Below are 23,517 nucleotides of genomic sequence, written 5' to 3'. Positions count from 1 at the left end.
GGGCCTTTTGATCATTAATTTAACATAAAATTTCTTATACAAAGTCTATATTTACCTTTAACTATAATAGATAACATACGAACGATAAAGCTCAAATGCTAACTAAACTCCTTCAAATATACTTTGTAATAAAACATTACTCCCTATATTAAGTACAACTTCATCTATCTCCCATTTCCATCGCCCCTAACCAAGAGATTACTTAATCCTATTCAGCTCCTTAAAACGACCTGCTAAACTGCCACCAATGCATTTATAAAATCAGTCTGGTCATGATCGAAATCCACTCCAAACTCCCTGCTCAAGGCGTCACCATTTTTAGCATCATGACCACAATGGCACATCGTCTTAACGCTCTTAACTTGTCACAAGGTTTTCCGGACTTTGATGCACCACCAGCGTTGCTACAAGCACTGAGCCAAGCCACATTAGACGGTTTTAACCAATACGCTGCTGGTGATGGTTTATTAGCGCTGAGAGAACAACTGGCGCAACTTTTTTTAAAACGTGATCAATTACAACTTGATCCAGTCACAGAAATCACCATCACTCCTGGGGCAACGATTGGGATTTTTAGTGTAATTCAAGCCATCATTCATCATGGTGATGAAGTGATTATTTTTGATCCAAGCTATGACAGTTATGCTCCAAGCGTGCAATTGGTCGGTGGTAAAGCCATTCATATCCCACTCAATGCGCCTGAGTTTTCTGTAGATTGGAATCAAGTCAAATCTGCGATTACAGATAAAACCCGTATGGTGATTGTAAATACCCCACACAATCCAACTGGGGCGATTTGGTCTAAACAAGACTGGCTAAATTTAATTGAACTGATTCAAGATAAAAATATTGTTGTGCTTTCAGACGAAGTCTATGGGCATCTGATTTATGACGGTGAAAAACATTATTCAGCATTGTCATTTCCCGAACTCAGAGATCGTAGTTTTGTGGTGGGTTCTTTTGGTAAGACCTTTCATGTGACAGGTTGGAAAACAGGTTATTGCATTGCAACACCCGAGCTCATGAAAGTATTTCGTCAAATTTATCAATTTGCTAACTTCTGTGGGGTAACCCCCGTGCAAATGGCGCTGGCCAATTTTATGCAACAGCATCCTGAACATATTGACGGGCTATCAAGCTTTTATCAGCAAAAGCGTGACCTGTTTATTTCAGGTATTGCGGATTCAAAATTCAGTTTAATCCCCTCTCAAGGCACATTCTTTCAAAATGTTGACTACAGCCAAATTCGCCCAGATTTAAATGATGTAGAGATGTGTAAATTCTTAGCGGAAGAACATAAAATTGTGGCGATTCCAGTTTCTGTTTTTTATAAGCAAGCCCCTAAAAACTTACGTTTAGTGCGTTTTTGTTTTGCTAAAAAGGAACAAACTTTGATTCAGGCCTGTGAAATTTTAAATCAAATTTAATCCCGATCCATACAGATCATCTCTATAAAATTAAAGCCTGAGTTACTCAAATACTCAGGCTTTTTACTCAGCGTTTGTTATATTATCAATAAGATAAAGACACTCGAAATAGACAGTAGAATAAAAGATGCCAGCTCGTCCCGATATGCTTCACCAACCCAAATTCTGGAAGGTTTTTTTAATCTTCCTTGGCCCACTGATTCTAACCAATATTCTGCAAAATCTGTCTGGAACAATTAATACCATTTTTGTTGGGCAGATGCTCGGTGTAGAAGCGATTGCCGCAATTTCGGTATTTTTCCCGATTTTATTTTTATTGCTGGCTTTTGTGATTGGTCTATCTACAGGTGCAACTGTGCTGGTTGGGCAAGCGTGGGGCGCCAAAGATATCGAAAAAGTGCGTACCATTGTTGGCGCATTGTTATTTATGACCCTGATTGGTGGATCAATCATTGCCTTTTTAGGGGTGTTTTTTGCCAAAGAAATTCTATTGCTTTTGGGTATAGATCCCAAAATCATGCATCTTGCACTGCCCTATGTTCAATGGATGCTAATGAGTAGTCCTTTTCTATTCATCTACATCACCTACACCTCTATTTTACGTGGTGTGGGCGACAGTACTACACCCTTAATGGCATCAAGTCTGACGATCATTGTGGGTGTGATTGTAACGCCAGCCTTGATTGGCGGTTATTTTGGTCTACCTAAGCTTGGCATTATTGCTCCAGCGATTGCCAGTGGCTTAGGCTTTATTTCGACCTTAGCTTTTCTCTATATCTATTTGAATAAAAAAGATCATGCTTTAAGACCAGATTCAGCATTAATCCAACATATCCGCTATCACCCACAATTTAGTCGCAGTATTTTGCGCTTGGGTGTGCCGACAGGTATTCAAATGGTGACCAACTCGGTCGCAGGTCTGGTGGTGATTGGGTTGGTTAACCAACATGGTGCACATGCAACAGCGGCCTATGGTGCAGTCAACCAAGTGCTCAACTATATCCAATTCCCTGCATTGTCAATTGCCATTGCGGGTTCCATCTTTGCTGCTCAAGCGATTGGTGCTGGGAAATCTGAGCTGTTGGCAAAAGTGACGCGAACGGCGCTGCTGAGTAATATTGTGATTACAGGTTCATTGGTACTCTTGGCCTATATTTGTTCAAAATATTTGATGGCGTTGTTTATTACAGATCCATCAGTGATTGAATTGGGTCAACAATTACTATTTATCGTGCTGTGGTCGATTATATTTTTTGGTGCAAGTGCAATTTTTGCCTCGATCATGCGGGCCAGCGGAACCGTAACTGTTCCTATGATTTTTAACATTTTATCCATCCTGCTCATTGAAGTTCCATGCGCCTATTTATTTAGTCAGTGGTTTGGTTTACAAGGCATTTGGTATGCGCTTGCACTGACCTTTTTCAGTCTATGTCTCATGCAAGGTCTGTATTATCAATTTGTTTGGAAAAAGAAAACTATTGAGATCTTAATTTAAATGAATGGATATTGAGTTCTAATTCAACAGATTATTTCGCAATGTCTAATTCGCGATGTCTAAAATGAAAAAACCGCCAGCTTGGCGGTTTTTCATTTTATAAATCAATTATTTTGGTTCTAATTTCTTACTAAACTTGGTCGCAAAACCTGTAATTTTTTGATATCCAGTCGGTAAAATACGCTGAATTAAATCCAAAGTTTTTGCATCATTCCCAATAAGTAAACGACGTTTGTCTTTTAGTACAGCATCCAACATTTGTTGAGCAGCATCTTCTGGTGGCATACGTAATAGTTTATTGAATGCTTTTGCTGATTTGTCAGGGTTCATTCCTAAAGAACGTAAGCTGTCATTCATACGCGCATCATTTGCAATATTGGTACGAATGCCTCCTGGATGGACACATAGTGCCGATACACCACACTTTTCGATATCTAATTCTTGACGTAATGATTCAGTAAAACCACGTACCGCAAATTTAGATGCATTATATGCAGACTGGGTCGGTTGCGCGGTTAAACCAAACAAGCTCGAAATGTTGATGATATGCCCATCACCTGTTTTCTTGATATAAGGTAAAAATTCTTTTGTTCCGTATACAACGCCCCAGAAATTGATATCTATGATCCATTCTAGTTCGTCATAAGATGCGCCTTCTACGGTAGAACCTAAAGCCACACCAGCATTGTTAAAAATCATGTTTACAGAACCATGATTTTGCACTGTGTCCGCAGCCCAAGCTCGCATTTCTTCAACTTTGGCAACATTCACTTTCTTTGAGGTCACACGAACATTATACGGTTTGACCAGTTCAACGGTTTCAGCTAAACCTTTTTCATTCACATCACTAATGGATAAATGACAACCTGCTTTTGCCAATAAAATAGCAAGTTGTTGTCCCATACCAGAGCCAGCACCAGTAATTGCAGCGACTTTGTTTTTAAAATTTTTCATTGTCTATCCTTTTTTAAACCCGCACAAAGCATTCAGAGTGATGTGCAGCTCACTTGCTCAATATAATTTTGACAATCATTATTGTCAATATTATATTATGATTTAGCCGATGTTTTTTTATACAAAAATTCTAGAATAGGTTTCAATGGCTTTTATTGCTAAAATAAGCGCTTCTTTGTGACAATCAAATATGACACGAGTAATTTTTTACAATGAATGAACCACTTTCCACTGAAAAGAAAACTATAAATAAAGCTGCCAAAGAGCGTCAATTTAAAGGCATGTCCTTATCTGAGCGGAAACTTGCACGTCGAGAAAAGTTGATCGAAGCAGGGATTGAAGCTTATGGTACGCATGGCTTTTTTTCTGTCACCGTCAAAGATATTTGTAATGAAGCCAAGCTAACTGAACGTTATTTTTATGAGTCCTTCAAAAAAAGTGAAGAACTGTTCCAAGTCATCTTTCTACAACTGATTGAACAATTACAGCAAACCGTAATGCAAGGGGTCATGCAAGCAGCACCTGATCCTAAAAATATGATTCGTGGTGGCTTAACTGCAATCTTTACTATGTTAAAAAATGATCCACGTGTGGCGCGTATTATTTATATCGATGCCATGCTGGTTCAGGAACTGCATAATCATGCCACGATCCATGAAACGATGGGCCGTTTTGACCGATTAATTCACTCCTTTGTCACCCTGATGATGCCGCATATTGAACGCAGTGAACAAGAAATTTCCTTGGTTGCCACAGGTTTAAATGGCTATGTGACTCAAATTGCGGTTCGCTGGGTCATGGGTGGATTCAAACAATCCCTTGAAGAAATTGTCTCAGCATGTGAAATTGTATTTATATCGCTGATTGATTCATTTTCATCTAAATAAGCTTTTTAGCCTGAACAATCTTGTCATAAAATCGTCACAAAACTGTCAAATAGCAGATTTTTACGTTCAGTTTAAATAAATTTCTTTTCTCAAAATGGAACATTTATTTAAAAATGTCATGGATTATTCATCATATCGACGATTATTTGTCACATTTTTTGCAAAAATTCGTCAACATCTTCTTTTTGCAATGATACTGTCATAATTAATCTTTGTAATAAGCCTGTCATAAATAAAAGACGGTACACCGTTCATACATAGGATATTGCGTTGTGAAAGATGACTATATATTAATCGTCGATGACGAACTTCCGATTCGAGAAATGATTCATACCTCATTGGATATGGCAGGTTTTCAATGCCTGCAAGCTGAAGATGCAAAACAAGCCCATCAAATGATTGTTGACCAACGACCGTCTTTGATTTTACTCGATTGGATGATGCCTGGCGGTGTGAGCGGTGTAGACTTATGTCGTCGCTTAAAACGTGATGAAAACTTGGCAGAAATTCCAGTCATCATGTTGACAGCACGTGGCGAAGAAGACCATAAAGTTCAAGGTCTTGATGCTGGTGCAGACGACTATATGACCAAACCATTCTCTACCCGTGAATTGGTTTCGCGTATCAAAGCTGTCCTTCGTCGTGCCAATGCACTCAGTGGCGAAAAAACCATTGATGCCAATGGATTAATACTTGATCCAGTGAGCCAACGTGTCAGTTTTAGTGATAATATTTTAGAAATGGGTCCAACAGAATACCGCCTATTGGCATTCTTTATGACACATCCTGAACGTGCTTATACACGCGCCCAGTTACTTGATCAGGTCTGGGGTGGTAACGTGTATATTGAAGACCGTACCATAGACGTACACATCCGCCGCTTACGTAAAGTGCTTGAACCTTATGGTGCTGATCGCTACGTACAAACTGTACGTGGTACGGGTTATCGCTTCTCTACCCGTGCAGATGTTGCTTTAGGTTAAGCATTTTCAAGGTAAATAAATTTCTATGTATGAACCCTACCCCGTCCCAGATCTTGCACGAGAACATAAAAAATTCCGTTACAGTAGCTTGTGGGAATTTGCAAAACAAGATTTACGCCTACTTGGTTTTTTACTCATCATTGGCGGATTTATTGGTTTAGGGATAGGGTATTTTTGGATTTGTATTTCCATCGGTTTTGCTGTTTTTTTTCTGTTTCAATTACGCTCTTTATACTTGGTCAATGAGTGGATTTCGAATCGTCCTTACGACTCTCCACCCAATCTAGAAGGTATCTGGGGTGCGCTGCTTTTTAATGTTTATCGTGCACAACGCCAAGAACGGGTTGTTCAAGCTGAAATGGTCGGATTGATTGATCGGGCGCAATCCTCACTGATAGCTTTAGCAGAAGCTGTTGTTTTAACGGATGAATTACATCAAATTGAATGGTGGAATCCTGCTGCGGAAAGACTGTTAGGCATTCAACCGCTAGATCGTGGTCGTAATATCTTGACCATTATCCGCCAGCCGAGCTTTATTGAATATTTTAATAATATCGACCAATCTCCAGATGGCATTAAAATAAAATCTTCGGTTTATGAAGAGCATTATGTACAGATTAAACTGACACGTTTTGGCAGTGAAAGCCGTTTGCTCGTCGCTTACGATGTCACACGTGTACATAATCTGGAACAAATGCGCAAAGACTTTGTTGACAATATTTCACATGAACTTCGTACCCCGCTGACTGTACTCAGTGGTTATATCGAAACCTTTACCGACCAAGAAGATTTAAATCCGCGCTGGAAACGTGCATTTGAACAGATGCAATCGCAAACACGTCGAATGAATGCCTTGGTCAATGACTTACTCTTGCTTTCACGTTTGGAAGGCAATAAACAAGTCGCAAAAAATCAAATCATCGATATGCCGAATTTGATGAATCAGCTTTTCGATGATGCACAAGCCTACAATGTCGATTATGGCCATACTTTAAATTTAGATATCGACAGTCATTGTGACTTAATTGGTTCTGATGCAGAGCTTGCCAGTGCGTTTAGTAATTTAATCACCAATGCGATTAAATACACCCCTAAAGGTGGCACAGTTACAATCGGCTGGCATGATGACAGTGAACATGGTTATTTCACTGTTGAAGATACCGGGATCGGGATTGATCCAAAACATATTCCACGTTTAACCGAACGCTTTTATCGTGTAGACAGCGCACGAAGCCGCCAAACAGGTGGAACAGGTTTAGGGCTTGCCATTGTGAAGCATGTTTTAATGCAACATAATGCGTATTTAGAAATTGATTCTAAAGAAAATCGGGGGTCTATTTTTAGAGTGGTTTTCCCCAAAGAGCGCCTTGATTTTGCAGGTTAATATTTGATTTTTTGATTAATTCGAATGAAACTATTTCTAGATTGTGAATTTAATGGCTTTGGTGGTGAATTAATTTCGCTGGCATTGGTTGACGAGAATAATCAACATTTTTATGAAGTTTTAGAATGCGCAGACCCAATTACTTGGGTTAAAGACCATGTCATGCCTCGTCTAAATCAAAAACCGATTTCCTTAGCGCAATTTCAAAGTCGCTTACAGATTTATTTATCTCAATATACAAGTCTTGAAATTGTGGCAGATTGGCCAGAAGACTTTGCCTTGTTTACCCGTAGTCTGGTACTTTCTGCAGGAAAATGTATCCGAACACCTCCGCTGACCATGCAGTTATGGATGCAGGATCCAATCGAAACCCATGTCCCCTCTGAAAACCCACACAATGCCTTAGCAGATGCACAGGCTTTAAAGCTGTCTTATTTCAATGCATCGGGATTGAATTGATTTAGAATCTATTTCAGATTTAGCCACACATTTTTATCAGGTTGCTATTACATAGAAAGAACCACCAAATAGCTCACACTGCTTGTGTATTTACCATTGGAAAGATGCTTTGACTCGACAAAAGCATATTTGGAAATTAATACTAAAAAATCGATGTCCAACTTTTAAAATCGTTTTCCTTAAAAAGCACTTATGCCATAACGAGAATTCATACTTAGACGTGTGCTGTATATCTTCATAATAAAATTCGAGATCAAGTTGAATAAATGACTTTAGATTATAAAAATAAAGCTTAGTTATATTAATGTTGACCAAGTCACACTAGTGAAATATATTGAGAAATATATCTGATTTTAAGCATTATTTTATTATCAGCTATTTTTATAAAAATCTATTCATAAATATCAACACACTAAAAAATGGACATTACAATGAATAAATATAAATTTTCTATTGCAGCTGTTTTAGGATTATTACTGAGTGGGTGCTCTACGACCATGGCAAAACTCTCTTATAACGATCTAACAGGGAAAACCGCAAATGAGATGATGAATACCACTCGTGAAGGAAAATACGGACCAGTATGGGGAAAGCCTTATACGATTGGCGTTGACAAGGATGGAGGTCAATTATTTTTTTATTGGATACGTTCCGATATGGGAATAACAACCGAACAATGTGGACAAGACATGAATCCGGGTGTCGTAATTCAATATATGTGTAGCTATTCCAATGTCTGGTGGAAGGAATGGAAGATTAAATTTGGACAAGACGGACGAGTTTCTGAATGGAAAATAGTTTCTTTTAAGGCGGAAAAGAACCGCTTATAACAGGTTTACATCAAATCCCATTCGGCTTTGTGAGCTTGACTCTGTTACTCAAAGTGATACAGAGTCAAACTCAATCAGCCATTTGTAAAATATAATAATCTATTAATCTCTATTATATTTGATGCCCTAAAGCTTCACCCATCACCACAATAGAATTGGCTTTAAGCTGTTCATCCCAAGTGATTTTATTCTGTTCAAACAATACAACTGCGGTTGAACCTAAATAAAAACGTCCAAGCTCAGCACCCTTTTCTAAGGCTAAATCATGCTGGTTTAACTCTAAACGCCCTGTTGGTTTTACTTTGCCAGTCGCCACAGTTTCAATTCCTGCAACGATCATTGCACCCACGAGAACAACCGCCATACGTCCTAATTCGGTATCAAACAAACATACCATACGCTCATTACGTGCAAATAAACCTGGGATATTCTCTGCTGTCGTTTGGTTTACAGAAAATAACTCACCAGGGATATACAAGGTTTCGGTCAACGTTCCTGCAAATGGCATATGGACACGGTGATAATCACGTGGTGACAAATAAACCGTGGCAAATTCACCATTGATAAATGGTGCAGCCAATTGCGGATCGCCAATCAGTTTGTCTACAGAAAAACTTTGGCCTTTGGCCTGAAAGACATCACCATCTTTAATTTTACCCAACTGAGAAATTGCACCATCTGCTGGAGAAACAATACTGGTCTGATCTGCGTCAATTTCTCGAACACCGTCTTTTAAGGCACGGGTAAAAAATTCATTGAATGATTTATATTTTAAAGCATCACTTTGCTCAGCAATAGAAAGGTCTATCCCGTACTGTGCTTTAAATGCTTGAATCGCTAAATTTTTAACAATTGGATTTTCACTGGCTGCAACTTTACCAACAACACGGCTGAGTTGCTGTTGCGGAATGACTTTTTGTGCTTGGATAAAAATTTGTTTTTTTAACGCTGATGTAAGACTCACGCAGGTGATTCTCCAGTAATAATTGGACTATCGAGGCGATTGCCCCACTCGCTCCACGCACCATCATAGGCTTGAATATTCCAATCCAATAACCGACCCAAGATATAAGCCAGACCAGAACGATGATGTGACTGACAATACACCACCACAGGCTGGTCAAATTGAAAGCCTAATTGTTCTAGACGTTGTTGCGTGCGTTCTAGAGGATGCAATTTTAAATGATTTTGACGATTAATTGCAGTACTCCATTCAAAATGTTGTGCACTTGGAATGTGACCGCCGCGTCGCGCTGCTAAACGCTGTCCTGTATATTCTTCTGAAGTTCGACAATCCCAAACTTGAATCGCTTGCTGTTCAACCTTTTGCAACAGTTTGGCATATTCAATTCGGTGTTGATCAAGATATTGTAAATTGACGGTAACTAAGGGTTCAACTTTGCTAAAACTTTCCGCTTCAGCCGAAGTCGGATAGCCTGCTGCCAACCATGCATGAATTCCGCCATTGAGTAGGCTGGTATTATAAAAGCCAAGGCAATGTAAGTTCCAGATCAAACGTCCAGCCCAAGCACCACCTTCATCATCGTAGACCACAACATGATGTTCGGGAGAGATGTTTAAATACTCAATCAGCGCTTTTAAACCGTCCTCATCAGGCAATAACCCTGAAGCTTGTTCTTCCTGTCGAACCAACAGTTGTGGTTTAACATGTAAGGCATGTGGAATATGTAATTGATCATACACAGAGCTACGACTTAGATCGACAATACGAATTTTGTCATGCCCTAAAAATGGCACAAGTTGTTCCGCTTCTATGAGTAATTCGAAGTTAAAGGCTGATGTAGTCATACGTTTTTCTATTTTAAGACCTTGAGCACAAATGATCTTAGCACAGTGTTTTTTACCAATATGCTGATTTTTCACATTCTTTTAGCAAAAATTCAGATATCAATTTTCACTGCTTCGACAACTTCAGGTATTTCAAAGACCTGTCGTAAGTAAGCCAAGAAAGTATCGTTATCCGTCATGGTTTTTCCGGGACTATCTGAAATTTTCGCCACCGATTGACCATTACACTCCACCAGTTTTAACACAATATTGAGTGGTGTTTGCCCCATATCATTGGTCAAATTGGTACCAATACCAAAACTAACTTGAAAGCGATCTTTAAAGTATTGATACAACGCCCATGCACGTTCAATATCTAATCCATCACTAAAGGTTAGCATCTTGGTTTTAGTATCAATTTTTAGTTTTCGGTAGTGCTGATAAGCTTTATCGCCCCATTCAAATGGGTCACCACTGTCATGACGTAAGCCATCGAATAACTTGGCAAAATACAAATCAAAATCTTGTAAGAATGCATCCATACCGACCACATCGGTCAAGGCAATGCCCAAATCACCACGATATTCTTGTACCCAGGTTTCTAAAGCCGCTTTTTGAAAATCTCTTAAGCGGACATCTAGCGCTTGGAATGCTTGTAGAAACTCATGCGCCATGGTTCCAATTGGATGAATATTTAATTCCTTTGCCAAAAGGACATTACTGGTACCTCTAAACACATTGGGTACAGCTGCATGGAAGGTCTGGATCACATGTCTTTGCCAATCTAGGCTATAACGACGACGAGTACCAAAATCTGAGACTAAAAATGGAGGAGCTTGAGTGCCTTGTTGTTGTTCAAATTTCTTTAATAATTCAACTTTGGCTTGTAGACGACGTTCACCTTCAACATAAATGTCATCATTACGAATCCGGCTAAAATAGAGTTCATTGACAATCGCCAGAACAAAAATTTCAAACATCATCGCCTGAACCATTGGGCCTTCAACCCAAATGTCTAAACGACCTTGTTCATCAATACCCGCTTTAATAAAACGGCGTTTGAGTTGGAATAATTCTAAATAGTCAACAAAATCACTTTTGATAAAACGCATACTGCGTAAATATTGCAATTCATCTTCTTGGAATTTGAGTAAGCAGAGATGATCGAGCTGCTCGTTCAAATCATCCAGAATATCCGTCAGGGGATAAACCGTAGCATCTAGATTACGACAGCGAAAGTGATACACACTGTGCGTTTGAGGAAATTTATGTAGCACCACTTGTAACATGGTAAATTTATATAAATCTGTATCGAGCAAGGATTGGATGATTGGCGCCATATCTATTTTAATTTCGCTATGCTGTTTTTATTAAAGCATATTTTTCACTGAGATAACGTAATCATTTATAAGTGATGAACTATATTTTCAGTTAAGCTCAACATAAATCTCAGCAGAATTATTTTTTCAATTTATCTGCTCATATGATAATTTTATAAATTCTATTCTTATTCAAAAGCTTATTAACAGCTTCAACTTTTCAGCAATGGCCTACTCGCATCAACTTACAGGGTTTTCCCTGTTAGAATAGCGCTATCGTATTTTAGTCTTATTGTTTATATGCGCGCATTATTACAAAGAGTGTTAGAAGCCAAAGTCGTTGTTGATGGTGAAACCACGGGAGAAATTCAAAAAGGAATTTTGGTTTTTCTAGGCTTAGCGAAGGAAGATAATTTTGAAAAAGGTCAAAAATTAATTGATAAAATTTTGAAATATCGTTTCTTTGATGACGAACAAGGCAAAATGGGCTGGAACGTCAGCCAAGCCAATGGCGGGATTTTATTGGTCTCTCAATTCACCTTAATGGCACAAACGCAAAAAGGCTTGCGTCCAGACTTTGGGCTAGCCATGCCGCCCGCTGAAGCCCAGGCACTGTATCAACAATTGGTTGATTATGCTCGATCACAATTTAAAAATGTTGAGACGGGTATTTTCGCAGCGGATATGAAAGTGCATTTGGTCAATGATGGGCCTGTGACCTTTAACTTGGAAGTTGAATAATTAAAAGCTTGATCTTAATACCAATGTTTAAATCTTAAAAAGCCCGATCAGATCGGGCTTTTTAAGATTTTCGATTCGCTTAGCGTCCAATCTTCTCTTTTAAGAATTGACGTGCCAATTTAATTTTATCTTTTACTGGTTTTGGAACTTTTGGTGGAATCAGTTTAGCCACTTGGTTAAACCAGACCAACAAACTGAAATCGCCTTCCATTTTGATGCTGCCGTTTTGCATACCCGTCATAAAAGCTGTTGGATCGCCTTTTACCAAAGTTTTTACACCTTGCTCACTGTCAGCAAACTGTAAAACAAAATCAGCTTTTTGTTCAGCACCTGAAACTGTATCAATTTGACCATTGTTCACAATAATTTGGCGTGCCACGCCCAAGTCAGTACCAATCTGAATACGGAACTGACGGTCATGGGTCAATTCAATAAATTTTGGACTGGTACGAGCCAATTGTTTCATACGAAGTGCTAAACCCAATACAAGCAAATCCAGTGGATCTGTACTTGCATCAACGATTGGTAACTTCACAACTGGAATTGCAGAAAGTTTCATGACATTTAAGCCTGTTGTTTTTTAAATTAGATTCGAATTTGCTCATCCTAGCATAACTTGTCATTGCGTAGACATGGCTTTCAGAGCAAAGTATAAACTGAAAAAAAGGTATACCATTATGATATACCTTGGAATGTCTAAATTGATTTTTTTCGTGTAATTAAAGTCACTATTGTTATCTTAGCGTTCATATTGACTGAAGTTTTCACTCAAAACTTATTCATCTTCATAGACTGGGGTATGTTCAATATATTGGCGATTTGCCAATGCTTTTTGTGCACGACTGTCTTCACGCAATAAGAGAGCAATCAATGCAGACATCGCCAACATAATCGCAGTTAAATAGCTATATGCGACCGAAATATCAAAGATGTTCTGTACACTATAACGCATTGCTTCCAAGGTGCCCCAGAAGATCATGCCTGCAAACATAAACCCTAACCAATGACGATAAGGGGAAAAGAAAACGGTAGCCAACGCTGCAGCAATTAGACCGAATCCAATCAATGTTGCAAATGTTGTTGATACCATAACAACCTCCGTCAAAATGATGCCTTATAAAAAAACCGTTTAAATAGGTGTTTCACAACAATTTCAAGCTTTATAATTTTTCTTAAATCACCTTATAGAAGCTTATGCTTTGCATTATGTATAGTTTTTAAGAGAAGGAAAGCGCTGTTTTCTGCTTAAACGACACACTTTGTCGCAACATTCATTTGTCATTACATTTTTTAAGAATCCTGTTTTTCTCACAATCTAATTACCATCAATCATGCAGTGTCATTACAAAAAAATACACACAGCTTTTAATCCCTAAAAAACTTTTTTTAAGTTCTAAAACGAATATTTTTATCAAGCTGTTTTATTGCGCGCGAATGGCAGCAAAGTGATTCATTTTCAAATAAAAAATAGCGACTTAAAGTCGCTATTTGTCATGATTCTGCAATATAACCCATGTCATTTAAGCACGGGACAAATCTTTATCATGCACGCCTAAAAGATAAAGCACACCATCTAGACCTACACTTGAAATAGCTTGATTGGCATTTTGGCGAACCACAGGTTTCGCACGGAATGCGACTCCAAGCCCTGCAATTGAAAGCATCGGTAAATCGTTTGCGCCATCTCCAACCGCAATCGCTTGCTCAGGTGAAATCCCCATTTTTCCAGCCAATTCAGTCAAGAGATACGCCTTGCGCGCACCATCAACGATATGGCCTTTAACCTCACCTGTCACAACACCATTTTCAACATCGAGGATATTGGCATGCACTTCATCAATGCCCAATTTTTCTTGTAGATATTCAGCAAAGTACTGAAAACCACCAGATAAAATCGCAGTTTTATAACCCAGTGATTTTAGTGTCGAGATTAACCGCTCGGCACCTTCTGTCACGGTTAGTCGTTCAGCAATTTGAGGCAATACTGTGGCATCAAGGCCTTTAAGTAACGCAACGCGTGCACGGAAACTTTGTTGAAAATCTAACTCCCCTTGCATTGCACGTTCAGTGATTTCAGCGACTTTATCGCCCACCCCTGCTTCTTTAGCAAGTTCGTCAATCACTTCTTGCTCAATCAAAGTCGAGTCCATGTCGAAGCAGACTAAGCGACGATTACGGCGATAGGCATTGTCTTCCTGCACCGCGACATCAATATTTAATTCAGCAGAAAGCCGTAAACATGCGGCACGCATCGCCTGTGCATCCAGCATTTGCCCACTCAAACCGAATTGAACACATGAACGTTTCAGCCCATCTTGGTGTCCATTACGCTCGGGACGCCCCGACAAGCGCGTCACTGTTTCAATGTTAAAACCTTGACTTGAAACAATATTGGTCACCGCTTGCAGATGTTCGGCTGTGAGCTCTGGTGCTAAAGCGGTCACGATATAACGTGTGCGCCCACCTTCACTCACCCATTGGTCATATTCTGCGCCTGAAATCGGCTTAAAACGAACAGTTAAACCAATATCATGTGCTAAAATAAGGATGTCTTTCATGGCTAAAGCTGTTGCAGTTTGATCGTTTGACGACACTACAATACCTAAAGTCAATTGATTATGGATGACCGCCTGTCCTACATCTAATATTTGCAAAGAATGTACGGACAACACTTGCATTAATCGAGTAAACTGATTGGGTTGGTCAGGTCCTAAAAATGAAATAAGAATGATTTCTCGCATGAATTGACTCGGGTCTGAGCTACAACAATTGGAAGAATCATAATCGAAATCGAAATTTTTTGCTTTGGAAGTTTACGTTGAATGCGCCAAGACAAGGGCTATTTGCTAGCCTACTTATTGTAAGTTTTGCATTTCATACCTTTTTATTGGTAGTTGCAACAACACATCAGTTGAATGAAAACCGTGCCAGCCAAGGCCAACTCATGACCAGCCAATTGGTCACGGACAGCCTATCTGAACTCGAACCCGCAAATACGGTGTCATTGGCGCTGTTGGCAAATCGCTATGCGACCAATCCAAGTGTGGCTTCGATTCGAATACTTGATGCTAAAAAACAAGTACTGGCAACCAGTGGTATGGCAAAAACGCGTCAAGGTGAAGTTTTTGTTCGTGATGCATTACAGAACGAGAAAAAAGTCGGCACTATTGAAATTACCTTGATCAAGCCAAGTATTGGTGAAATTTTACGGACCCAATGGCTGGCTATTTTAGTGTCCTTATTGATTCATACCTTCTTATGGTTGGCCTACCGTGCCATCGCTCGTCCAACACGTAGTGAATATTTGGCTCGTATCAACAATGAAGCCCGTTTAAAACATGAGATTCAACAACTGACAGAAGCACTTGAAGCTGAGAAAGCCAACCGCACCATTGCGATTGCCCAAGCTCAACAACAAGCGCAAGCCAAAGCAAAACCTGAACCCAAAACTCCTGTAACCACGACACTGGAAAATGACCAAGAGATTTTGGCGCTGAATATTCAGTACTATGATCCAAAACAACTGATGAATACGGTCAACCAGTCGGTTTCACTGCCTTATTTTAATTTATGTCAGATTTTTCTGAATAAAAGTATTGAACTTTGCGCACAGCATTTCAAATTGAATGCAAAAGATTTCACCATTCATCAAGAATTTAATCAGAATGGTGCAATCCTGAGTATTGATGCTGAAAAACCCAATGCAGCACAATCTATATTAATGGTTGGTTCGGTATTTCAATTATTGTCAGAAGTTCTGTATAAACGTTACCGTGAAGACAAGCGCTTTGTGTTACAGACACGTTGTGCGGTCACCACCTCAGTAGAAGCGATGCAACTTGATGCGTCTCAAGCGGCTGAGCGCTTGGTGAATCATTTAATTGCCAAAGAAATGGCATTGTATTTAAGCAATGATCAACTCAAGCATATTGGTGATTGTTATCAATTGGTTGCCTTACCAAATCCAACCAATGTGTTGACCCGTCATTCATTTATGATCAATGGTATGAATAATGACTGCGCTGAAATTGCACAAAATATTCGTACTGAGATTTTAAAAGGTAAGAAAAATACACCAAATTCTGAAGCAATCTCAGAGAATTAAATATTTACCATCTATCAAGCCCTCCTCTTTTTTAAAGTGCGAGGGTTTTTCTTTTATTACGCTCAATTTCCGATAAGTTAATCTTATTTTTTTCGAAATGAGTGTCTGATCTTTATACTAAATCGCAATGTTTCAATTTTCTTCTCTTTTCATTGCCCTACAAGCTTGTGTATAACTATCTATCTCAAAGGAAGATGATAAGCATAGGCAAAATACGTAAAAACACGTTAGACTATGCTCCGAATGTACTCAATGAAAATGTCATACGACAGAACAAAAAGGTGAAGGTTGATGCCGCTCAATACTGTTGAAGAGCTTGTAGCAGATATCCGTGCAGGTAAAATGGTTATCCTCATGGATGACGAAGATCGTGAAAATGAAGGCGATTTAGTCATTGCTGCAACACACGTACGCCCTGAAGACATCAACTTTATGATCACCCATGCTCGTGGTCTTGTATGCCTAACACTGAGTCGTGACCGCTGTAAGCAACTCGATCTACCATTAATGGTCGACCATAATGGCGCACAACACAGTACAAACTTCACGCTTTCTATTGAAGCGGCAAATGGTATTACCACTGGTATTTCTGCCGCAGAACGTGCCCATACCATTCAAACTGCAGTTGCAGCACATGCCAAACCTGCTGATATTGTACAACCTGGGCATATCTTCCCATTGATGGCACAACCAGGTGGTGTATTACACCGTGCTGGACATACTGAAGCTGGCTGTGACTTATCTCGTTTAGCGGGTTTAGAGCCTGCGTCGGTGATTTGTGAAATTATCAATGAAGATGGCACGATGGCACGTCGTCCAGATCTTGAAGTATTTGCTGAGAAACATGGCTTAAAAATTGGTACAATTGCTGATCTGATTCATTATCGTATGACCAATGAACAAACCGTAGAACGTTTGGATCAACAAAGTATAGATACTGAATACGGTACCTTTGATTTATACCGTTACCGTGAAATTGGTAATCCAGACATTCATTTGGCTTTGGTCAAAGGTGAACCGAAACAAGGGGTGACAACTGTCCGTGTACATGGTTTCAACCCTGTACGTGATTTATTGAAACTCAATAAAAAAGATGGTGAGCCTGCTTGGAACCTTGATAAAGCACTCAAAACGATTGCCGACAGTGATCGAGGGGTTTTGGTCTGGATTGGTCAACGTCATTTATCTGACTTAGGCCCTGCTTTGGCAGAACTTGGTAAGCCAAAACCAACAAAATCAAATGCTGCACTTTCACAGCAATACCAAACGATTGGTGTTGGTGCACAAATTTTACGTGATCTCGGTGTTGAAAAGATGAAACTTCTTAGCTCACCATTACGTTTCAATGCATTATCAGGCTTTAATTTAGAAGTGGTGGAATACATCACTGCTGACCAAAAAACGGGTCAATAATTTTTAATCAGACTGCATTTATTACTCAATTAGGTTTTTAGTCGGGAAATAAAAGCAGTCGGTACAACCACTTATCTGTTAAATTATCGAGGTTGCCATGGCGATTCGCCGAATTGAAGGTTTATTACATCTCGCGAGCGAAGACCGTTACGCGATTTTAGTTGGTCGTTTTAACAGCTTTGTTGTTGAACATTTATTAGAAGGTGCAATTGATACATTGCATCGTCATGGTGTAAGCGACGATAATATCACTGTCGTTCATGCACCGGGCGCATGGGAACTTCCAGTTGTGGCTAAAAAATTAGCAGCTTCTGGTAAATTCGATGCAGTGATCGCACTTGGCGCAGTGATTCGTGGTAGTACGCCACATTTCGACTTCGTTGCAGGTGAATGTGCCAAAGGTTTAGGTGTAGTTGGTTTAGATACTGGCCTACCTGTAATCAATGGTGTATTGACTACGGATAGTATTGAACAGGCGATTGAACGCTCTGGTACAAAAGCAGGTAATAAAGGTGGTGAAGCTGCCCTTACTGCTATTGAAATGGTTAACCTGTTAAAGGCAATTTAAAGCATGTCGCAAACACTCCAAGCTACTTATGCAGCAAAACGTAAAGCACGTCGCTTTGCTGTACAAGGGATTTATGAATGGCAAATGAGCCACAACCCAGTGCATGAAATTGAAGCACGTACCCGTGTTGAAAACGCAATGCATAAAGTGGATCTCGGCTATTATCATGAGTTGCTCACAGCCGTGATCGCAAACCATGAAGCATTGGATGCTTTACTTGTTCCTGTTCTGGATCGTGAACTGAGTGCATTGGACGGTGTAGAACTTGCTACATTACGTTTAGGTGCATACGAACTCAAAGACCATCTTGAAGTCCCTTATCGAGTTGTACTCGATGAAGCCATTGAGCTGGCAAAACACTTTGGTGGTGCTGACAGTCATAAATACATCAATGGTGTATTAGATCGTTTAGCAACAAGCCTGCGTGAAGCAGAAAAGCAACAAAGTAAATAAGTTGTTTTTACATGGCTGAGTTTTCAATTATTGAGACCTATTTCAATCGTCAGCAGCAAACTGATGTTGATCTAGGCGTCGGTGACGACTCAGCTCTGCTCTCCCCGCCTTTGAATCATCAATTGGTGATTTGTACGGATACCCTTGTCGCTGGTCGACATTTTCCGTTAGAAACTTCTCCACATGCCATTGGCTGGAAATCTGTTGCTGTCAATCTGTCAGATATTGCTGCAATGGGTGCAAAACCCCACAGTATTTTACTCGCATTGAGCCTATCCCAAATTGATCATGACTGGCTAAAACAATTTAGTCAGGGTTTATATGATTGTTGCGATCAATTTGGCGTACGTTTAATTGGTGGTGATACCACACAAAGTCCACATCTCACCATTACCGTCACCGCACTGGGCTGGATTGAAACAGGCAAAGCCATTACCCGTTCTGGCGCACAAGTCGATGATTTAATTGTAGTCAGTGGCTCGATTGGTGATGCCGCTTTTGGGCTAAAACATTTAGGACATCCACTACAACAACGTCTAGATTACCCAACACCGCGCTGCGAATTAGGCGCTCTGTTAAAAGACTTGGCGTCCAGTATGATTGATGTTTCAGATGGACTTGCTCAAGATCTCGGGCATATCTTAGATGCCTCGGGTGTCGGTGCAAAAATAGATTTAAATCAACTCCCAATTCATCCAGCTTTAAGGCAGCTCAGCAACAATGAGCAATGGAAATATGCTTTAGCGGGCGGAGATGATTATGAGTTATGCTTTACAATAACTATGCAAAATTATGCTAAACTTTTGCAATTAAAACCAAATGTAACCACTACAATCATCGGCCAAGTTACACAAAAATCTGGGATTGTATTTGAGAAAGATGGCTTAGACCATCCACTTCAACTTCAAGGGTACCAACACTTTGCATAAACCTCCGATTGTCTTTAAAAGTATGACATGGGCTGAACGCTTTATTGTGTTCTGCGGTGTGGGCTTTGGTTCAGGCTTAGCGCCTAAAGCACCAGGTACATTTGGCTCAGCATTTGCGCTTTTGTTTATTCCGATTTGGCTTGCAATTGGTTTTTATGGCTCTATATTGGCCATCATAATCATGTCATTGGTCGGTATTTGGATTTGTGGGAAAACCGCAGAGATTATCCATGTGCATGATGATGGGCGCATTGTTTGGGATGAGTTTGCTGGGCAATCAATCACGTTCCTGCCTTTAATTTATTTAGGACAAATGAATTGGATTTGGGCACTGGTTGGATTTGCACTGTTCCGTTTATTTGATGTCTGGAAACCATGGCCTATTCGTGTCATTGACCAAAAAGTCGATGGTGGCTTTGGGATCATGCTTGACGATATTATTGCAGGCCTCTGGGCAGCAATATGTATCGTGATTTATTTATATTTTAAAATGGCTTAAGCCAGATCTGTTAGGTGTGATATGTCTACAACTGTGATCATTCTTGCTGCAGGTAAAGGAACACGTATGCGTTCTAGTTTACCCAAGGTACTCCAACCTTTAGCAGGACGCCCACTACTCGGTCATGTGATTGAAACAGCAAAACAATTACAAGCAAAAAATATCATTACAATCTTTGGTCACGGTGGTGATCTAGTTCAAAATGCATTTGCACATGAAAATATTCAATGGGTAGAGCAAACCGAACAACTCGGTACGGGTCATGCCGTTAAAGTGACTTTACCTGTTTTGCCCCAAGATGGCATTTCTTTGATCCTTTCTGGTGATGTGCCTTGCGTACAACAAAGTACCCTACAACGCTTGGTTGATGTATCCAGTCAAACAGGCATCGGTTTAGTCACATTAACGCTTGATGATTCTACTGGCTACGGTCGCATCGTACGTAAGGATGGAAAAATCCAAGCGATTGTTGAACATAAAGATGCTTCTGATGAACAACGTCAAATTAAAGAAATCAACACAGGTATTTACTGTGTGAGCAATGCCAAATTACATGAATGGTTACCTAAACTCAGCAATGACAATGCTCAAGGCGAGTACTACCTCACTGATATCGTGGCAATGGCTTTAGCGGATGGTATGGAAATCGCATCCATTCAACCAGAATTGGCTTTTGAGGTTGAAGGCGTAAATGATCGTATTCAACTTGCAGCATTAGAGCGTGAATTTCAAAATTATCAAGCCAAATTATTGATGCAACAAGGCGTGCATTTGATTGACCCTTCACGTTTTGATTTACGTGGTCAACTCACTGCGGGTACTGACGTTCGTATTGATATTAATGTGATTATTGAAGGTCAATGTACTTTCGGAAATGGCGTTGAAATTGGCGCAGGATGTATTATCAAAAATACTCAAATTGCGGCAGGAACCAAAGTTCAACCGTATAGTGTTTTTGAAGATGCAGTGATTGGTGCAGATGTACACATTGGTCCTTTTGCACGACTACGTCCAGGTGCGAAATTGGCAGATGAAGTTCATATCGGTAACTTTGTTGAAGTGAAAAACACTTCTGTTGGTCTCGGTTCAAAAGCCAATCATTTCACCTATTTAGGCGATGCAGAAATTGGTGCGGGTTCAAACATCGGTGCAGGTACAATTACCTGTAATTATGATGGCGCCAATAAACACAAAACCATCATTGGTGATAATGCCTTTATTGGAACCAACAACTCACTGGTTGCACCGATTAAAATTGGGCATGGCGCAACCACAGGTGCGGGTTCAGTGATTACCCATGATGTAGCAGACAACAGTCTTGCATTTGAACGTGCAAAACAAATTTCGAAAGAAAATTATCAACGTCCCCAAAAGGTCAAGAAATAAGAGGATATTATTATGTGCGGTATTGTTGGTGGCGTTGCTGAACGAAGCATTACAAATATTTTAATTGAAGGCCTAAAACGTCTTGAATATCGTGGTTATGACTCTGCGGGTGTTGCTCTAGTTGATCAGGGGCAAATCTTACGTGAACGTCGTGTTGGTAAAGTTGCAAATTTAGAAGGCGCGGTTGCAGAGTCGAATATTTTAGGTTCTGTGGGTATTGCACACACACGTTGGGCAACCCATGGTAAACCAACTGAAAACAATGCCCATCCGCATATTTCTGGGCATGTTGCAGTGGTACATAACGGTATTATTGAAAATTACCAAGAGCTTAAAGATGATCTTGAAGCTTTGGGTTATGTGTTTACATCTCAAACCGATACTGAAGTCGTTGCTCACTTAATTACTGAAGCACTAAAATCATCGCCAAATTTATTAAAAGCCGTTGAAGAAATCGTACCTCAACTGAAAGGCGCTTATGCACTGGGGATTGTGCATACCGATTACCCAGATGAATTAATTGCTGTTCGTGAAGGCTCACCTTTAGTCATTGGTGTCGGTATTGGTGAGAACTTTATTAGTTCAGACCAATTGGCACTATTACCTGTGACCAACCGTTTTATCTATCTTGAAGAAGGTGATATTGCGCGTTTAACTCGTGAAACGATTGAAGTTTTTGTTAATGATCAATTGGTTGATCGTCCGGTGAAAGAGCTGGATGCAACCGTGAGTAATGCCTCTAAAGGTGAATATAAACACTACATGCTCAAAGAAATTTTTGAGCAACCTGAAGCAATTCAACAAACGATCTCTCAAGCTTTAAATGGCAATACATTACGAGAAGACTTTTTACAAAATGCTGAAATAGATTTTAAAAATGTTCAGCAAGTTCAGGTGCTTGCTTGTGGTACCAGCTACCATGCGGGAATGATTGCAAAATATTGGTTTGAACAACTGATTGATCTGCCTTGCCAAGTTGAAATTGCCAGTGAGTTCCGTTATCGCTCGCCTGTGATTGTAGATAACACCTTGTATGTTTGTATTTCCCAATCAGGTGAAACTGCAGATACCTTGGCTGCATTACGTGATACCCAAAAGCGTGCTAAAGCAAAAGGGGTAAATATCTATACCATGACGATTTGTAATGTCGCTACCTCATCTATGGTTCGTGAAACAAATCATCATTTATTAACCCTAGCTGGTCCTGAAATTGGGGTCGCATCAACCAAAGCATTTACCACACAGCTTGCGGCTTTGATGTTATTGACCCTTAAACTTGGTCAAGTTAAGCAAACCATTTCAGCTGAACGTATTGATGAAATCACTTCTGCATTGTGGCATATCCCTAAAGTCATTTTAGATACCTTACAAAATGATGCAGAAATTTTACGTTTGTCTGTTCTGTTCAAAGAGAAACAGCATTGCTTGTTCTTGGGTCGCGGTACAGAATTCCCAATTGCGCTTGAAGGTGCATTAAAACTTAAAGAAATTTCATATATTCATGCCGAAGGTTATGCTGCGGGTGAATTGAAACATGGCCCACTGGCTTTGGTCGACAATGATATGCCTGTGGTGATTCTTGCACCGAATGATGACATGCTGGATAAACTTAAATCCAATATGGAAGAAGTCCAAGCACGTGGTGGTGAACTGTTTGTTTTTGCAGATGAAAATAGCGGTATCGTTGCTAAAGAACGCCAACATGTTGTCTATGTTCCAACGGTCAATACTTGGTTAGCGCCAATTGTTTATAGTGTACCTGTGCAGTTGTTGTCTTATCATGTTGCGGTATTACGTGGTACTGACGTAGACCAACCAAGAAACCTAGCAAAATCAGTTACGGTTGAATAATCAATTAGTTACTCATTGAGTGTATGAAATAAATTAAGTTTCATAC

General features: G+C 39.8%; 23 protein-coding genes. 16 read left to right on the top strand and 7 right to left on the bottom strand.

Features of this window, described 5'->3' with window-relative positions; all coding sequences use genetic code 11:
• Positions 1–272: 272 nt before the first annotated feature.
• The gene (locus FHR28_RS14385) at positions 273–1,427 is read left to right on the top strand and encodes a methionine aminotransferase (protein ID WP_166782926.1); all 1,155 of its coding nucleotides are present in this window, start codon (positions 273–275) and stop codon (positions 1,425–1,427) included.
• Between the two features lie 127 nt (positions 1,428–1,554).
• Entirely contained in the window at positions 1,555–2,922 is a 1,368-nt protein-coding gene (locus FHR28_RS14380; RefSeq protein WP_004718718.1) for an MATE family efflux transporter, read from the top strand.
• A 108-nt stretch (positions 2,923–3,030) separates the two neighbouring features.
• Here the strand turns inward: FHR28_RS14380 and FHR28_RS14375 are convergent, their stop codons facing one another.
• A complete protein-coding gene (locus tag FHR28_RS14375; protein WP_166782925.1) occupies positions 3,031–3,876 on the bottom strand; it encodes an SDR family NAD(P)-dependent oxidoreductase in 846 nt (281 codons plus the stop codon).
• A 212-nt stretch (positions 3,877–4,088) separates the two neighbouring features.
• Here FHR28_RS14375 and FHR28_RS14370 point away from each other — a divergent pair, with 212 nt between their 5' ends.
• The 5 genes from FHR28_RS14370 (at position 4,089) to FHR28_RS14350 (ending at position 8,419) form a co-directional block, all read left to right on the top strand.
• Complete coding sequence (locus tag FHR28_RS14370; protein WP_004718721.1) at positions 4,089–4,763, top strand: TetR/AcrR family transcriptional regulator; 675 nt, start codon at positions 4,089–4,091, stop codon at positions 4,761–4,763.
• A 272-nt stretch (positions 4,764–5,035) separates the two neighbouring features.
• On the top strand, positions 5,036–5,746 hold the full coding sequence (gene phoB, locus FHR28_RS14365; RefSeq protein WP_004718724.1) for a phosphate regulon transcriptional regulator PhoB: 711 nt from the start codon (positions 5,036–5,038) through the stop codon (positions 5,744–5,746).
• A 25-nt stretch (positions 5,747–5,771) separates the two neighbouring features.
• Positions 5,772–7,130, top strand: a complete 1,359-nt coding sequence (gene phoR / locus FHR28_RS14360) for a phosphate regulon sensor histidine kinase PhoR (protein ID WP_004718725.1) — start codon at positions 5,772–5,774, stop codon at positions 7,128–7,130.
• A 24-nt stretch (positions 7,131–7,154) separates the two neighbouring features.
• Positions 7,155–7,589, top strand: a complete 435-nt coding sequence (locus tag FHR28_RS14355; RefSeq protein ID WP_166782924.1) for a hypothetical protein — start codon at positions 7,155–7,157, stop codon at positions 7,587–7,589.
• A gap of 431 nt (positions 7,590–8,020) precedes the next feature.
• Positions 8,021–8,419, top strand: a complete 399-nt coding sequence (locus FHR28_RS14350) for a hypothetical protein (protein ID WP_166782923.1) — start codon at positions 8,021–8,023, stop codon at positions 8,417–8,419.
• 112 nt (positions 8,420–8,531) lie between these two features.
• Here FHR28_RS14350 and asd read toward each other — a convergent pair whose 3' ends face one another.
• The 3 genes from asd to pncB all read right to left on the bottom strand — a co-directional run bounded on the left by asd (position 8,532) and on the right by pncB (position 11,547).
• Entirely contained in the window at positions 8,532–9,383 is an 852-nt protein-coding gene (gene asd, locus FHR28_RS14345) for an archaetidylserine decarboxylase (protein ID WP_166782922.1), read from the bottom strand.
• Positions 9,380–10,228 (bottom strand): sulfurtransferase, encoded by an 849-nt coding sequence (locus tag FHR28_RS14340; protein ID WP_166782921.1) that lies wholly within the window; start codon positions 10,226–10,228, stop codon positions 9,380–9,382. Before FHR28_RS14340 ends, asd begins: the two co-directional genes overlap by 4 nt.
• A gap of 92 nt (positions 10,229–10,320) precedes the next feature.
• Complete coding sequence (pncB, locus tag FHR28_RS14335) at positions 10,321–11,547, bottom strand: nicotinate phosphoribosyltransferase (RefSeq protein ID WP_004718736.1); 1,227 nt, start codon at positions 11,545–11,547, stop codon at positions 10,321–10,323.
• Positions 11,548–11,826: 279 nt separating this feature from the next.
• Here pncB and dtd point away from each other — a divergent pair, with 279 nt between their 5' ends.
• Positions 11,827–12,267, top strand: coding sequence for a D-aminoacyl-tRNA deacylase (gene dtd / locus FHR28_RS14330; RefSeq protein ID WP_151956681.1), 441 nt, complete (start codon positions 11,827–11,829; stop codon positions 12,265–12,267).
• Between the two features lie 79 nt (positions 12,268–12,346).
• Here the strand turns inward: dtd and FHR28_RS14325 are convergent, their stop codons facing one another.
• The 3 genes from FHR28_RS14325 to serB form a co-directional block, all read right to left on the bottom strand.
• Positions 12,347–12,826, bottom strand: coding sequence for an SCP2 sterol-binding domain-containing protein (locus FHR28_RS14325; protein WP_004718739.1), 480 nt, complete (start codon positions 12,824–12,826; stop codon positions 12,347–12,349).
• 216 nt (positions 12,827–13,042) lie between these two features.
• Positions 13,043–13,357, bottom strand: a complete 315-nt coding sequence (aciT, locus tag FHR28_RS14320) for a ciprofloxacin tolerance protein AciT (protein WP_004818318.1) — start codon at positions 13,355–13,357, stop codon at positions 13,043–13,045.
• Between the two features lie 430 nt (positions 13,358–13,787).
• Entirely contained in the window at positions 13,788–15,008 is a 1,221-nt protein-coding gene (gene serB / locus FHR28_RS14315) for a phosphoserine phosphatase SerB (protein ID WP_004718743.1), read from the bottom strand.
• A gap of 77 nt (positions 15,009–15,085) precedes the next feature.
• Here serB and FHR28_RS14310 point away from each other — a divergent pair, with 77 nt between their 5' ends.
• The 8 genes from FHR28_RS14310 to glmS all read left to right on the top strand — a co-directional run bounded on the left by FHR28_RS14310 (position 15,086) and on the right by glmS (position 23,471).
• Positions 15,086–16,372, top strand: a complete 1,287-nt coding sequence (locus FHR28_RS14310; RefSeq protein ID WP_166782920.1) for a hypothetical protein — start codon at positions 15,086–15,088, stop codon at positions 16,370–16,372.
• A 291-nt stretch (positions 16,373–16,663) separates the two neighbouring features.
• Entirely contained in the window at positions 16,664–17,785 is a 1,122-nt protein-coding gene (ribBA, locus tag FHR28_RS14305) for a bifunctional 3,4-dihydroxy-2-butanone-4-phosphate synthase/GTP cyclohydrolase II (protein ID WP_004818315.1), read from the top strand.
• A 97-nt stretch (positions 17,786–17,882) separates the two neighbouring features.
• The gene (ribE, locus tag FHR28_RS14300) at positions 17,883–18,353 is read left to right on the top strand and encodes a 6,7-dimethyl-8-ribityllumazine synthase (protein WP_004718750.1); all 471 of its coding nucleotides are present in this window, start codon (positions 17,883–17,885) and stop codon (positions 18,351–18,353) included.
• 3 nt (positions 18,354–18,356) lie between these two features.
• Positions 18,357–18,806, top strand: a complete 450-nt coding sequence (gene nusB, locus FHR28_RS14295) for a transcription antitermination factor NusB (RefSeq protein ID WP_004718751.1) — start codon at positions 18,357–18,359, stop codon at positions 18,804–18,806.
• 11 nt (positions 18,807–18,817) lie between these two features.
• Positions 18,818–19,735 carry a thiamine-phosphate kinase gene (gene thiL / locus FHR28_RS14290; RefSeq protein WP_056517071.1) on the top strand — a complete coding sequence of 306 codons (918 nt, stop codon included), beginning with the start codon at positions 18,818–18,820 and terminating at the stop codon, positions 19,733–19,735.
• A gap of 22 nt (positions 19,736–19,757) precedes the next feature.
• Entirely contained in the window at positions 19,758–20,234 is a 477-nt protein-coding gene (locus FHR28_RS14285; protein ID WP_016539097.1) for a phosphatidylglycerophosphatase A, read from the top strand.
• A 21-nt stretch (positions 20,235–20,255) separates the two neighbouring features.
• Positions 20,256–21,620, top strand: a complete 1,365-nt coding sequence (gene glmU / locus FHR28_RS14280; protein ID WP_105713920.1) for a bifunctional UDP-N-acetylglucosamine diphosphorylase/glucosamine-1-phosphate N-acetyltransferase GlmU — start codon at positions 20,256–20,258, stop codon at positions 21,618–21,620.
• A 12-nt stretch (positions 21,621–21,632) separates the two neighbouring features.
• Positions 21,633–23,471: a glutamine--fructose-6-phosphate transaminase (isomerizing) gene (gene glmS / locus FHR28_RS14275; protein ID WP_166782919.1), complete on the top strand. Its 1,839-nt coding sequence runs from the start codon at positions 21,633–21,635 to the stop codon at positions 23,469–23,471.
• Positions 23,472–23,517: the final 46 nt, after the last annotated feature.

The organism is Acinetobacter sp. BIGb0196, from assembly GCF_011759595.1.
In the GTDB taxonomy this organism is placed as follows: domain Bacteria; phylum Pseudomonadota; class Gammaproteobacteria; order Pseudomonadales; family Moraxellaceae; genus Acinetobacter; species Acinetobacter guillouiae.
The sequence above is the reverse complement of the archived record's forward strand: the minus strand, read 5'-3'. Positions and strand labels throughout refer to the sequence as shown.

What these genes read in the sequence shown, in the direction of transcription:
- FHR28_RS14340 (WP_166782921.1), bottom strand. Translation starts at nt 10,228, where the DNA reads ATGACTACATCAGCCTTTAACTTCGAATTACTCATAGAAGCGGAACAA.
- serB (WP_004718743.1), bottom strand. Translation starts at nt 15,008, where the DNA reads ATGCGAGAAATCATTCTTATTTCATTTTTAGGACCTGACCAACCCAAT.
- thiL (WP_056517071.1), top strand. Translation starts at nt 18,818, where the DNA reads ATGGCTGAGTTTTCAATTATTGAGACCTATTTCAATCGTCAGCAGCAA.
- FHR28_RS14385 (WP_166782926.1), top strand. Translation starts at nt 273, where the DNA reads ATGATCGAAATCCACTCCAAACTCCCTGCTCAAGGCGTCACCATTTTT.
- pncB (WP_004718736.1), bottom strand. Translation starts at nt 11,547, where the DNA reads ATGGCGCCAATCATCCAATCCTTGCTCGATACAGATTTATATAAATTT.
- FHR28_RS14285 (WP_016539097.1), top strand. Translation starts at nt 19,758, where the DNA reads ATGACATGGGCTGAACGCTTTATTGTGTTCTGCGGTGTGGGCTTTGGT.
- FHR28_RS14375 (WP_166782925.1), bottom strand. Translation starts at nt 3,876, where the DNA reads ATGAAAAATTTTAAAAACAAAGTCGCTGCAATTACTGGTGCTGGCTCT.
- glmS (WP_166782919.1), top strand. Translation starts at nt 21,633, where the DNA reads ATGTGCGGTATTGTTGGTGGCGTTGCTGAACGAAGCATTACAAATATT.
- FHR28_RS14355 (WP_166782924.1), top strand. Translation starts at nt 7,155, where the DNA reads ATGAAACTATTTCTAGATTGTGAATTTAATGGCTTTGGTGGTGAATTA.
- FHR28_RS14380 (WP_004718718.1), top strand. Translation starts at nt 1,555, where the DNA reads ATGCCAGCTCGTCCCGATATGCTTCACCAACCCAAATTCTGGAAGGTT.
- FHR28_RS14370 (WP_004718721.1), top strand. Translation starts at nt 4,089, where the DNA reads ATGAATGAACCACTTTCCACTGAAAAGAAAACTATAAATAAAGCTGCC.
- FHR28_RS14325 (WP_004718739.1), bottom strand. Translation starts at nt 12,826, where the DNA reads ATGAAACTTTCTGCAATTCCAGTTGTGAAGTTACCAATCGTTGATGCA.
- nusB (WP_004718751.1), top strand. Translation starts at nt 18,357, where the DNA reads ATGTCGCAAACACTCCAAGCTACTTATGCAGCAAAACGTAAAGCACGT.
- dtd (WP_151956681.1), top strand. Translation starts at nt 11,827, where the DNA reads ATGCGCGCATTATTACAAAGAGTGTTAGAAGCCAAAGTCGTTGTTGAT.
- FHR28_RS14350 (WP_166782923.1), top strand. Translation starts at nt 8,021, where the DNA reads ATGAATAAATATAAATTTTCTATTGCAGCTGTTTTAGGATTATTACTG.
- aciT (WP_004818318.1), bottom strand. Translation starts at nt 13,357, where the DNA reads ATGGTATCAACAACATTTGCAACATTGATTGGATTCGGTCTAATTGCT.
- ribE (WP_004718750.1), top strand. Translation starts at nt 17,883, where the DNA reads ATGGCGATTCGCCGAATTGAAGGTTTATTACATCTCGCGAGCGAAGAC.
- ribBA (WP_004818315.1), top strand. Translation starts at nt 16,664, where the DNA reads ATGCCGCTCAATACTGTTGAAGAGCTTGTAGCAGATATCCGTGCAGGT.
- phoR (WP_004718725.1), top strand. Translation starts at nt 5,772, where the DNA reads ATGTATGAACCCTACCCCGTCCCAGATCTTGCACGAGAACATAAAAAA.
- glmU (WP_105713920.1), top strand. Translation starts at nt 20,256, where the DNA reads ATGTCTACAACTGTGATCATTCTTGCTGCAGGTAAAGGAACACGTATG.